Genomic DNA, 12,936 nt, shown 5'->3' on the forward strand with positions numbered 1-12,936 from the left:
ACGAACCTGTTCGTCCCCTACTTATTGGGTAGGTAAGATGTCCAAGTCACCGTCAGGATTATTGCTTCGCATCAGCGGCAAGGTGCAGGGGGTGGGATTCCGCCCCTTTGTCTGGCAACTGGCGCAGCGCCTCGGCCTGCGTGGCGAAGTCTGGAACGACAGCGCCGGGGTCGAAATTCGGCTGGTACAACCGGTGGATATCGATATATTCCTGCATATGCTGCAGCGCCAGGCGCCGGCGTTGGCCCGGATTGATAATATCGGCCTGCGTCCCTTCACCTGGTTGCAGCCGCCGCAGGACTTTGCCATTCGCCGCAGCCGGCAAAGCCAAATGGACACGCAAGTCATTCCCGACGCCGCAACCTGCCCCGACTGCCTGCGTGAAATGAACGATCCGCACGATCGCCGTTACCGCTATCCCTTCATTAACTGCACGCATTGCGGCCCGCGTTTCACCCTGATTCGCTATATGCCTTACGACCGCCCGGCGACCAGCATGGCGCCGTTCGCACTGTGCCCGCACTGCGCCTGGGAATACCACTCGCCACAGGACCGGCGCTTTCATGCCCAGCCGGTGGCCTGCAGCCAATGCGGGCCGCAGCTTTTCAGCTGCCACGCCGACGGCAAAGCAATCAACCTGGCAGATATGGCGCTGCAACAGGCGGCGGCGCTGTTATGCGCCGGCGAAATCGTCGCCATCAAGGGCGTTGGCGGTTTCCATCTGGCCTGCGACGCCACCGATCAGCACGCGGTGATGCGCCTGCGCAACCGTAAACACCGGCCAGGCAAACCGCTGGCGGTAATGTTGCCGGATGTCAGTTGGCTGGCGCGCTGCACCGGTAGCCACTCGCTGGCGCAACTGAGCGAAATCCTGCTTTCCCCGGCGGCGCCGATCGTCCTGGTACCGCAGCGGCCCCACTCCGCGTTGTGTGATGCCGTTGCGCCGCATCTCGACGAAGTCGGCGTGATGCTGCCGTCCACCCCCCTGCATCATCTCCTGATGCAAGCGGTGCGACGCCCGCTGGTGATGACCTCCGGCAACGCCGCCGGGCGCGCACCGGCGTTAACCAACGCACAGGCCCTGCAGGATCTGGCCAGCATTGCCGATCTGTGGCTGATGCATAACCGCGAGATCCTGCAACGCGCCGATGATTCTGTGCTGCGACAGCAACCGCAAGGCATCGAGATGCTACGCCGTTCTCGCGGTTACGCGCCGGATGCCTTGCCGCTGCCGCCCGGCTTCCCGGTTCAACCGCCGCTGCTGGCGGTCGGTGGCGACAATAAAAATACCTTCTGCCTGGTGCGCGGCGACAAAGCGATCCTCAGCCAGCATGTTGGCAATCTGGCGCAGGAAGACGTTCAACAGCAGTGGCAACACGCCATCGCCCATTTCCTGACGCTGTATCACTGCCGGCCGCAGCGCATCGCCACCGATGCGCACCCGGATTACGCCAGCCGCCGCTGGGCGCAATGTCAATCTGTGCCGTTGACCGAGGTGCTGCATCATCACGCGCATGTGGCCGCCTGCCTGGCGGAGCACCAGTGGCCGCTCGATGGCGGCGCGGTTATCGGGTTAGCGCTGGACGGCCTGGGATACGGCGAAAACGGCCAGCTGTGGGGCGGCGAATGCTTGCGGGTGGACTACCGCCACTGCCACTCGCTCGGCGGTTTGCCGGCGGTGGCGCTGCCGGGCGGCGATCGCGCCGCGCAAGAGCCGTGGCGCAACCTGTTGGCGCACTGCGCGCGCTTTGTCGACGGTTGGCAACGGCTGCCGGAAACGCAGTTTTTGCTGCAACAACCGTGGCAGCCACTGCTGAAAGCGATCGACGCCGGCATCAATGCCCCGCAGGCGTCGTCGTGCGGTCGGTTGTTTGACGCCGCCGCCGCCGCGCTAGGCTGCGCGCCTTTGCAACTCAGTTGGGAAGGCGAAGCGGCCTGCCGGCTGGAAGCGCTGGCGCATCAGGCAACCCATTGCCGCCACCCGCTGCACCTGCAGCTCAAAGACAATTTGCTCGATCTCGCCACCTTCTGGCCGCAATGGCTTGGCTGGCGCACACCGCCGGCCGAGCGCGCCTGGGCATTTCACGACGCATTGGCGCAAGGGTTCGCCGCCCTGGCCCAGCATTTTGCCGCGCAGTACGGCATCAAACAGGTGGCGCTGAGCGGCGGCGTGCTGCACAACCGGCTGCTGCGCCAACGGTTGGTGCATCATCTGGCGCCGCTGCAGGTACTGCTGCCACAGCGCATCCCCGCAGGCGACGGCGGGCTGGCATTCGGCCAGGCGATGGTCGCCTGTGCGCAACAATCCCCGCTTTCTTCTTCTCTTTCTGACAGGACGCAACATGAATTACCCTGAGTTCTTCCAAAAAAACACCCGCGCCTTCTGGCTGCTGTTGGCGTTGATCGCCGTTAACCTGCTGGCCTGGGCTGCGGCCTTTGCCGCATTTCATCAGCACCCGGCGCTGATGGCCGCCGCGCTGCTGGCTTACAGCTACGGTTTGCGCCACGCGGTGGATGCCGACCACATCGCCGCTATCGACAACGTGACGCGCAAATTGATGCAACAGGGCCAACGGCCGGTTTCCGTCGGCGCATTTTTCTCGCTCGGGCATTCGAGCATCGTGATTCTGGCCTGCGCGGCCATCGCCGCTACCTCGCTGGCGTTCGGCAGCCGCATCGGCTGGCTGCATGACTACGGCTCCACCCTCGGCACGCTGATTTCTTCGCTGTTCCTGCTGGCGATGGCGGTACTCAACGGGCTGATTCTGCGCGATGTTTATCGCACCTTCCGCCGGGTGAAAAGGGGCGAAAAACTGACGGAGGGTGCCCTGACGCACCAGCACGGTGGCCTGATGACGCGGCTGTTCCGCGTGACCTTCAATACCGTGAATAAAAGCTGGCATATGTATCTGGTGGGATTTTTGTTTGGGCTGGGGTTCGATACCGCCACCGAAGTTGGCCTGCTGGGCATTTCCGCCGCCGGAGCCGGTTCAGGCATGTCAGTCTGGTCGATCATGATCTTCCCGCTGCTGTTCGCCAGCGGTATGGCGTTGGTGGATTCGCTGGATAATTTCGTCATGATTGGCGCTTACGGCTGGGCGTTCAACCAACCGGTGCGCAAGCTGTATTACAACATGACCATCACCGCCACCAGCGTGGCGATTGCGGTGTTGATTGGTGGCCTGGAAGGATTGGGGCTGCTGGCCGAAAAATTGAACCTGCACGGCGCCGTTTGGGATAGCATTGCGCTGCTCAATGACAACATGGGCAGCGTCAGCTACGCCGCTATTGCGCTGTTTGTCTTGTTCTGGGTGCTGTCGGCGGTCAACTACCGGCGTAAAAACTATGACGCGCTGGCGGTTTAATCATTGTTTATATCTTGATTGTCAGACGTCTATTTTTTGCGAATACAACGAGGTTATACCCAAAATAATTGGAGTTGCATCTCGGCGGTAAGGCCGTTCATCCCCGGGAGCTTGGTAAACTAAGTGACTGGGGTGCTCATCTTCGCCTGTAAACTTGTCGGCAAAGCGAAAAAACCTCCTTTTTATCACGTCAAAGGAGGTGTTCCAGAGCAGAACCAATATCACGAAGCTTGCGATGACAAGCAGTGCGTATCTTAATAAATAACCACACATAATAAAAATGCAATATTGCGTTATGACCATGCGGAAATTCACCTTTTAAAGAATAAAAGTTTTTTTAAAGATGAGTTGCCGGGAATTTATATAAATGCAAACAATAAAAGCCATAAACCGTATTTAAAGTGTAAGGAATGCGTAAATCTTATATTTATGGGAAATAATAAGGCCGATAAGTATATGCGTAATTCTGTTGTGTACGCTAACTGACGGCGGCAAAATCTGAACATTTAGCGTTGCGCAGGATAATCCAAAAGACTGAAGATGGCGGCTCCCCTTTGGCAAGTTAGCTTGCTCTACCGGTGGAGCCTTGAACAGCAGATCGACGTTCCTGGTGAGGCCCTGGTGAGGCGCAATAGGAATAGGTTACTGAGCAGGGTCTACCGTTATTTATGCGTGTATTACGCTATTGTTCGCCCTGTTACGTTCAATATAACCGCAGGTATGCCTGACGGGAACGGGTGAAAAGCACCCTTGTAATACATTATGAAAAGTGATAGTTAAACTAGTTGGGCGGATTTCATTTAATTTCAACGCAAATTATTACTAAGGGAAAGTATATTACTGCCATGAATATCAATGTGACGGACCAGCCACACCCACAGGACGAAGAGTACGTTATCGACAACCTTTGGGCCCACAACGAAAATTATCAACCCGTAGACATCCACCCGCTGTTTCTGACCGTTACCGATGACGCCGGTAAAATCGTCGCCGGATTGGTGGCCAGAACCTGGTGGGGCGGCCTTGAAGTACAGTATCTCTGGGTCAGCGATGCCCATCGTAAAAGCGGTTATGGCCGCCAATTGATGGAAAAAGCGGAAGAAGAAGCCCGTCAACGGGGATGCCACATGGCTTATGTCGATACGTTCGACTTCCAGGCCAGAGGCTTTTACGAAAAATTGGGTTATCAGGTCTACGGCAATTTAGGCGGCTATGCCAAAAAGCATACGCGTCATTACCTGGCGAAAGAAATTTAACCCAATTTTAATCGGTGAGGTCAGAATGGATTCGCCCGATAAAAATAATGAATTTTATTTGAAGGGTCTTATTGCCATGATGGAGCACTTGAGTGATCCCTGGGGCATTAAGGATCTGGAATCCCGTCATATCTATATGAACCATGCCGCCTACCTCTATACCAATACGCCGTTGAGTTTCGATATAGCCGGAAAACGGGACGACGAGTTTCCCGCCGACTGGGCCGACTGCGCAGACGACTTTATAGAACACGACAAGATGACAGAAATGTCGCGGGATCGCGTTGCCGTAATAGAAACGCATTATTGGTACGGGAAAGACAGCCTGACACCTTTTATCAGCGAAAAACTGCCCATTTACAATGATAAAAAACAGGTCTTCGGGGTGATGTGGAATGCCAAACCGCTTAACACGCTATCCCCGCTAAAATACATCAACCAGCAAAAACCCAGCGTGCTGACCACAGAAGTGAACAGTACTGTTTTCACCCAAGCCGAGCTCGACGTTATATTTTTAATGCTGCAAAGGCTGTCGGTGAAAGAGATCGCCAAAATATATAACATCAGCACTAAAACGATAGAAAATAGAATATATAACATCTATCAGAAATCTGACGTCCATACGCTGCAACAGTTTGAGGAGTTTTGCAAGTATGCGCGTCTGGACAGCTATATTCCCGATCGCCTGATAGCAAAAGGCATCCAGTTTATCTGAACAGCAAGGAATACCTTATCGTGATCAAGATTGAAGACTATCCGTTAACGCGGGTACCGCAAGATAAAAGAGTCTCCTTTTTAAGCGTGGCCATCGTGCATATGGGCATGCTGACCGCGCTGGACCAGTTTATGCTTGGGGCGGTGCTCGGCCACTCCATGACCCTGTTTGATGCGTTCACCGCCATTTTCATCGGCAGCCTGATATTTGGCGTAGTGACCTACGGCCTTGGGCTGGCGGGCATGCGCGAAGGGATCTCCGGCAGCCTGCTGGCCCGCTGGTGCGGTTTCGGCCGCCTGGGCTCGGTGTTGATCGGGGTGGTGGTGGCCATTAGCCTGCTGGGCTGGTTTGGTATACAAAACGCCATCTTCGCCAAATCGCTGGATTTCGCCCTGGGCAATAAACTGGGCTTTGGCCTGGCCGCCGGCCTGTCCGGCACCCTGTTGACGATTCTGGTGGCGTTTGGTTTCAAGGCATTGCGCATTGCCGCCCGAATTGCGGTTCCGATGTTCATCATGCTGGTGGCCTATATTTCCATCACCGTCCTCTCCGGCCATAACCTGCAGGAGATCATCCAGTTGGTGCCGCCGGGAGAGCCGCTGACCATCAGCGCCGGTATCACCATCGTGGTCGGCGGCGCCATCGTGGCGAGCCTGATGACCCCCGATCTGACCCGTTATTCCAAAAACGGCAAGCATGTGTTTGGCGTGACCATTTTCACCATCGTCGCCGGTGAGTTCGTGGTCAATGGCCTGGCGATCCTGATCGCCAAAACGCTCGGTACGGCGGATGTGGTGACCATCATGTCTCAGGCCGCCGGCGGCGCAGGCCTGCTGGTAGTGGTGTTCTCCACCCTAAGGGTTAACGATCTCAACCTGTATTCGTCCTCGCTCGGCATCGTCAACGCCGTCGAAGGCATGACCGGCAAAAGGCTCAAGTACACCGCCACCACGCTGGTTATCGGCGTACTGGGCACCACGCTTTCCGTGCTGGGGATCCTGGACCGCTTCGTCGATTTCCTGACGGTGCTGGGTGTGGTGTTCCCGCCGATTATCGGCATCATGCTGGTGGATTATTATCTGCTGCGCACCCACCGTAAAATTCTGGATGAGAGCCGACAGGCAGGCAAATTGCCCGACCAAACGCCAACCATTGGCTGGGCGGCGATTATCGCCAGTATTGTGGGCGGCATCGTTGGGCTGGTTACCGAGTGGGGCGTGCCAACAATCAATTCACTGTTGGTCGCCAGTCTCTTATATTGGGTATTCAAATTGGCGCTAGGCCGTTATCAGAAGCCGGTACCCTCACAAAAACTGACGTAATCCGGTCTGCCCGAATCATACCAACACTCCCCGCTTGCGGGGAGTGAGGAGAACCCCGAATGATCACCTGCACCCTAAGATATGTTGTAGACCCGTATAAAATCGCCGAATTTGAGCAATACGCCCGTTTATGGATCCCCTTGGTCAATCGCATGGGCGGCACTCACCACGGTTATTTTTTGCCGTCGGAAGGCGCCAATAACATCGCGCTGGCATTATTCAGTTTTCCCAGCCTGGCCGCCTACGAGGAATACCGCATAAAAATGGCCGCAGATGCAGAGTGTTGCGCTGCCTATGAGTTGGAAAAACGCAATCGCAGCATCATCAGTTATGAACGGAGCTTTATGCGTCCGGTTCTTTCCGGGCAGGACTAAGCGAAGAGAAAAATAAGGCAGGGTTCGGGCTTTAATGGCCTGAGGCAATAAAATAGATATCGGTCGGCTGGGCAGCCGACTGGCATCTGGAGTTAGGCTAGGTTTAAAACTGCGGTTTTACAGCTGGAGACGTGCTTGGAATTCCCTGGTGTCAGTTGCTAAAACATTCTTTACTACTCAGAGAGCGGAAAACACCTCACCTCTGAGTTTTTTATTATAGAAGCCGTTAATGACCTTTTTTTAACTGTTTTGATCATAAAGAAACACTTCAGTATGGATGAACAGTAGCCCACCCAAACCACTCTGGTCAACATAAAAGTGGACATAAAAGTCACTTTTGTGTCCACTTTATCAAAAACTTAACATAACAAATTGATTTAAATATAATTATTTAGATTAAACATCATGCTAATCATAATTAAAGCATCAATTAGGTGAATGAGTTAATTTTATAGCATCTATTTTTAAAGGGGAATCAGGCGCTTATCACCGTAAGGAATGCGTCCGTTGTAGACAATGTCGGTGCGTAGGATATAGTACTGCCCGCGACAATATTGTAAGGAATGCTTATGAAGACCACCAACGCTCAGCGCAAAATCAACATCATTAAAAATATTGAATATCTGATGCGTACCCGGGGCGAAACCAAGGCATCCTTCTCTAACCGCACCGGCCTGACGCGCACTACCCTCTATAAAATCTTGGATGGCCGGGTCAACAATGTGCAACAGGCCACCGTTAACCGGATCTCAGATTTCTTTGGCGTTTCCTGCGAAGAGATCGAGGACTATGATCTGGAAAAACTGGAGCGGCTCAACGAAACACTTTCCACCGAAGGGAATAAAAACCCCTCCGCTATCCCCATCATTCCCCAGTCCCGATATTTATCGGTGGCCGGCTGGAAGGTCGGGCAGTTGGTCACAGCGTTCCCTTTGACTTATTTCTTCGGCGATGAGTCAAATATGGTAGCAATGAAAATAGAAACCGAAATAAAAGGTTCATTTATCCCAGGCGAGGTCATTATTATAAAACGCCCGCCGGTGCTGGTTTGCGATTCGCCTTTATTGTATCACTCGGGAAAAAATGGCTTCTTTGTGGTTAACGGCAAAGAAGATAACGGCATGGAGGATAACGTGCGATTTCTGGGTTATATCGTTGGAGAAAGGCTATAAATGGAATCTAATCAAAAATTTAAACTGCTGGGTTTTACTCGTCATGGCACTCTGGCTGCCAATGTCATGGTATTGGCCACCGGTAAAACCATTACCATGGGGCTGAATGAACTGGCCGACAGCGACATATCGGAAGATCTGAGCCGCCATGAGTTACAAGCGCTCTATCGCAAAATCTACGGCAATAATCAACAGCAAACCGCCTATGAGCTCAGCGATCGTCATGAACGATCCTGGTATGCCTATCTGATCATTACCGTGGCGCTCAGCGTGATTTATATCTTCTCAACCCTGTGCGGCGTCAAACCGATTCAAATCCCCGCATTGAACCTGATTACGCCTCCGGCAATATTTATTTACCCCCTCACCTTTATCCTGGTGGATATTCTGAACGAGTTTTACGGACTGCGGCTGGCCAGACGCACCATTATCATCTCGTTTATGGCCAACCTGATTTTTGTACTGGGCGTCTGGGCGACCACGCTGGTGCCGAGCATTCCGCAGTGGGAATTCAGCAAGACTTATGACGGCATCGTCCACAGCATCATGGCGGTGTTGGTAGCCTCATCCACGGCCTATTTGATCTCCGAGAACGTCAATTCCTATCTGTTGTGCAAAATCAAGGAACTGACCAACTCCCGTTACCTGTTTGTGCGAGTGATCACCAGCACCGTGGTCGCCTCGGCCATCGACAGCGTGGTGTTCTGTACCCTGGCGTTCTACAACGTCCTGAGCTGGGATATCATCAAAACCATGATCCTGTCACAGTTCCTGATCAAGGTAGTCTACGCCCTGGTCGGTGTTGGGCCGATTTACGCCGCCCGCAGCCTGTTTAACCGCTATATCAATACCGATCTTGCAAGGAGCAATAAATATGCATATCAAAAAACAAGATAAAATCACCCATCTTGGCGCCAACTCCGATTACCCGGACCAGTATGCTCCCGAGTTGCTCGAAGCCCTGCCACGCGCACGAGGTCGGGATCTGATCGGCGTAGATGAACAGAACCTGCCGTTCCACGGCTTTGATCTGTGGACCGCCTTCGAGCTGTCCTGGCTCAATGCCAAAGGTAAGCCGGTGGTCGGCATTGGCGAATTCACCTTGCCCTATTCCTCAGCCCACCTGATCGAGTCCAAATCATTCAAGCTGTATCTCAACAGCTTTAACCAGACCCGTTTCGACAGCGTGGAACAGGTCAGCGCCGCGATGCAAAAAGATCTGTCGCAGGCCGCCAACGGTCAGGTCGGGGTGAAGCTGTATCCGGGGTTAGAGGGTTATTCATCGCAGATCGACCGACTGCCGGGCATCAATATTGACGACCTGGATATTGCCGTGGATGACTTTGACTTCAAGCCGGAGTATCTGCACGGTGCCGTCAGCGAACAGGCGGAAAGCGTGACGGAAACGCTGTCCTCCAATCTGCTGAAATCCAACTGTCTGGTCACCAACCAGCCGGATTGGGGTAGCGTGGTGATCCATTATCAGGGCCGGAAAATCGATCGTGAGTGCCTGCTGCGCTACCTGATCTCCTTCCGCCAGCATAATGAGTTCCACGAGCAGTGCGTCGAACGCATTTTCAACGACATCAAGCAACACTGTCGGCCGGAAAAACTCAGCGTATTCGCTCGCTATACCCGCCGTGGCGGTCTGGACATCAACCCGTTCCGCAGTGATTTCGAAACGGCGCCAACCTTGGGCCGGTTGATCAGACAATAAACGCCAACCCTGTAATGCCCTCACCCGGGGGCATTATTTCCCCCATTCATCTCCTTGTTATTTTTGGCCATTACCGTCGTTAACAACTATCTTCAAACCACACCGCTAAAGGGAGTTAACGACGCATGCCCCATTTTTCACGCAGACAGTTACTGCAGGCTGCCGCCATCGGATCGGCATTTTCACTGCTGCCCGCCTCGATTCGCAAGGCGTTGGCCATACCGGCCAATAACCGCACCGGCACGATAAAGGATGTCGAGCATGTGGTGATCCTGATGCAGGAAAACCGCGCCTTCGACCACTACTTCGGCACCCTGCCCGGCGTGCGCGGCTTTAGCGATCGCATCACCATTCCCCTGCCGGAAGGCCGCCACGTCTGGCAACAGCAGGGCGCGGAGCGGCTGGTGTTGCCCTACCATCTGGACAGCAAGCGCGGCAACGCTCAGCGCGTCGAGGGCACGCCGCATTCCTGGGTGGATGAGCAATCGGCCTGGGACCACGGCCGGATGAATGACTGGCCCACTTATAAAACGCCGACCTCGATGGGCTATTACCGCCGTCACGAGCTGCCGTTCCAGTTTGCTCTGGCGGAAACCTTCACCCTGTGCGACGCCTATCATTGCTCAATCCACGCGGGCACCAATACCAACCGCCTGTTCCACTGGACCGGCACCAACGGCCCGTCGGCGGCCAACGTCGCCGTGGTGGTTAACGAGTGGGACAGTCCCGGCCCGGTCGGCGTCGGCTACGACTGGAAAACCTATCCGGAACGGCTGGAGGAGAGTGGCGTCAGCTGGAAGGTTTACCAATTCCTGCCGGATAACTTCACCGATAACCCGCTGGCAGGTTTTCGCCAGTACCGCGCCGCCAGCGTTAAAGTGGGCAACCCGGCGCAACCGCCGAAAGATTTTACCGCCTTTGTGCCCTACCGCGACGAGTTGAACGACAGCGCGCCGTTGTACAAAGGCAACGGCAATACCCTGCCGGCCGCCGACGGTAACGATCTGGAAGCGATGCTGGCCGGTTTTCGCGCCGACGTGCAGCAAGGCAAGCTGCCGCAGGTGAGCTGGATAATCGCCCCGGCGGCCTACTCGGAGCACCCCGGGCCTTCCAGCCCGGTGCAGGGAGGCTGGTTTACCCAGGAGATCCTGAATGTGCTGACCGACAACCCCGATGTGTGGAGCAAAACCGTGTTGCTGGTGAATTACGACGAAAACGACGGTTTCTTCGATCACATGCCTTCCCCTTCGGCGCCTTCGCTGCGGGAAGACGGCAGCTTCGCCGGCAAGTCTACGGTGCCGTTCGACACCGAGATATTCCAGCATGTCGCCCCGCCCGGCTCGCAGGAGCAGCCGCCGCCGGATGGTCGCATCTATGGCCCCGGGCCTCGCGTGCCGATGCTGATCCTGTCGCCCTGGAGCCGCGGCGGCTGGGTCAATTCACAGGTATTCGACCACACCTCGGTGCTGCAATTTCTGGAAAAACGTTTTCAGGTGCATGAACCTAACATCAGCGCCTGGCGCCGCGCGGTATGCGGCGATCTCACCTCGGCATTCAACTTTGTCGATCCCAACGGGGAAACCTTGCCCAAGCTGCCGGCCATCACCCGCCACAGCGCCGACCGCCTGCGCCTGCACCAGGAACAGCTGCCGCAGGTGCCGTTACCGCCGCCTGGCAGCCAGCAGTTACCGCATCAGCAGCGACTGGCCCGCCCTTCCCGGGCGCTGCCTTACCAGTTGCATGTCGAAGCCAGCGCCTATCCCGAACAAAAGCGACTGACACTCAACCTGTTGAATACCGGTGAACAGGGCGCGGTGTTTCACGTTTACGACCAGCGGCATCTGGACCAGATCCCGCGTCGTTACACCGTCGAGGCCGGCAAGGCGGTCAGCGATGACTGGCAAACGGCGGACGAGTACCACCTCTGGCTGCTGGGGCCTAACGGTTTCCATCGCGAGCTGCGCGGCACCTTGCAATGGTCGCAGCCGGAAGTGCGTTTGGTTCCACATGACGGCAGCCTGGAACTGGCGCTCAATAACCCCGGCGACCAGGCAGTAACCCTGACTATCGCTCGCTGCCCCTATACGCAAAACGGCCCGTGGCGCATTGAACTGCCGCCGGGCGAAAACCATCGGCAGGCCTTCGATACCCGATCCAGCGGCGGCTGGTATGATCTGGTGCTAGAGAGTGCGCACGGATGGCAACGGCGGCTGGCGGGCCGCCTGGAAACCGGCCGGGATAGCGTCAGCGATCCGCTGATGGGCAAAACCTGAGATATTTGTAGCTGGGCGGTTTATCAAAAATGGGGGTAAAGGTTGTCGGCCCCCGCAGCAGGGAGGCCGAAAGCGTTCAACTCATCAGAAACGATAGCCAACGCCGATATTGAAGCCGTTGATCGAGAAGTTCCGGCCATTGACATCCAGTCTGGAGCCTTCGTAGCCGACATCAATCGCCAGATTCTCCATTGGGTTAACCTGGAAACCGACGCCGTACATCAAGGAGGTTTTCTTCTGGTTACCGCTCTCTTCGCCCATATACTCGTAAGTGTTGTAGGCGTAGTTATTCCAGGATGACGTGTAGTCGACCTTATTATAATTCAAACCCAACAGGCCATAGACGCTGATATATTGATTAATACGGTACGCCGGGCCAACCGACAAGGAGTAATATTTGACTTCCGCGTGGTTATCTACCCTGTCGCGATATACGTAGTAAGACTCGCTCTTATCGCCGCTCATATAGGTAAAGGAGCTGATCACGCTGATCGGGGAATCCCACTCGTAACGGTATTTGAGGTTAACGCCGTTGATATTTTTGAAATTCTGCACCTTGCTTTGCGCATAACCGGCGCTAAGGGTGCTTTGCCCCGCATGGGCCGCAGCGCTGAGGCCCAGAGTGGAAATAACCATGCTGGCGATAACTAACTTCTTCATCGAATCATCCTTAATAGTAAGTAGAACAAATACTGTGCCAACTCATATGAACCTATGAGTTATTGATGGCATGAATGCTTTA

Annotated in this window: 11 protein-coding genes; 10 read left to right on the forward strand and 1 reads right to left on the reverse strand. The window is 55.1% G+C overall.

The window, feature by feature from the left end:
- Positions 1–37 precede the first annotated feature (37 nt).
- The 10 genes from hypF to JEM67_RS23860 all read left to right on the forward strand — a co-directional run bounded on the left by hypF (position 38) and on the right by JEM67_RS23860 (position 12,194).
- Positions 38–2,356 (forward strand): carbamoyltransferase HypF, encoded by a 2,319-nt coding sequence (gene hypF / locus JEM67_RS23815; protein WP_199639422.1) that lies wholly within the window; start codon positions 38–40, stop codon positions 2,354–2,356.
- On the forward strand, positions 2,343–3,365 hold the full coding sequence (locus JEM67_RS23820; RefSeq protein WP_199639420.1) for a HoxN/HupN/NixA family nickel/cobalt transporter: 1,023 nt from the start codon (positions 2,343–2,345) through the stop codon (positions 3,363–3,365). The genes hypF and JEM67_RS23820 overlap by 14 nt, the downstream gene beginning before the upstream one ends.
- An 845-nt stretch (positions 3,366–4,210) precedes the next feature.
- Positions 4,211–4,621 carry a GNAT family N-acetyltransferase gene (locus JEM67_RS23825; protein WP_199639418.1) on the forward strand — a complete coding sequence of 137 codons (411 nt, stop codon included), beginning with the start codon at positions 4,211–4,213 and terminating at the stop codon, positions 4,619–4,621.
- A gap of 25 nt (positions 4,622–4,646) precedes the next feature.
- A complete protein-coding gene (locus JEM67_RS23830; RefSeq protein ID WP_199639416.1) occupies positions 4,647–5,336 on the forward strand; it encodes a helix-turn-helix transcriptional regulator in 690 nt (229 codons plus the stop codon).
- Between the two features lie 20 nt (positions 5,337–5,356).
- Entirely contained in the window at positions 5,357–6,658 is a 1,302-nt protein-coding gene (locus tag JEM67_RS23835; RefSeq protein WP_199639414.1) for a cytosine permease, read from the forward strand.
- A 59-nt stretch (positions 6,659–6,717) separates the two neighbouring features.
- Entirely contained in the window at positions 6,718–7,032 is a 315-nt protein-coding gene (locus JEM67_RS23840; protein ID WP_199639412.1) for an NIPSNAP family protein, read from the forward strand.
- Positions 7,033–7,601: 569 nt separating this feature from the next.
- Entirely contained in the window at positions 7,602–8,204 is a 603-nt protein-coding gene (locus tag JEM67_RS23845; protein ID WP_013814572.1) for a helix-turn-helix domain-containing protein, read from the forward strand.
- Positions 8,205–9,101: a queuosine precursor transporter gene (locus tag JEM67_RS23850; RefSeq protein ID WP_013814573.1), complete on the forward strand. Its 897-nt coding sequence runs from the start codon at positions 8,205–8,207 to the stop codon at positions 9,099–9,101.
- Entirely contained in the window at positions 9,079–9,921 is an 843-nt protein-coding gene (gene queF / locus JEM67_RS23855) for an NADPH-dependent 7-cyano-7-deazaguanine reductase QueF (protein WP_199639410.1), read from the forward strand. Before JEM67_RS23850 ends, queF begins: the two co-directional genes overlap by 23 nt.
- Before the next feature lie 125 nt (positions 9,922–10,046).
- On the forward strand, positions 10,047–12,194 hold the full coding sequence (locus JEM67_RS23860) for a phosphocholine-specific phospholipase C (protein ID WP_199639408.1): 2,148 nt from the start codon (positions 10,047–10,049) through the stop codon (positions 12,192–12,194).
- 84 nt (positions 12,195–12,278) lie between these two features.
- Here JEM67_RS23860 and JEM67_RS23865 read toward each other — a convergent pair whose 3' ends face one another.
- Positions 12,279–12,854: an Ail/Lom family outer membrane beta-barrel protein gene (locus tag JEM67_RS23865; protein ID WP_199639406.1), complete on the reverse strand. Its 576-nt coding sequence runs from the start codon at positions 12,852–12,854 to the stop codon at positions 12,279–12,281.
- Positions 12,855–12,936 lie beyond the last annotated feature (82 nt).

The sequence above is a fragment of the Serratia sp. PAMC26656 genome (assembly GCF_016469055.2).
In the GTDB taxonomy this organism is placed as follows: domain Bacteria; phylum Pseudomonadota; class Gammaproteobacteria; order Enterobacterales; family Enterobacteriaceae; genus Serratia; species Serratia plymuthica.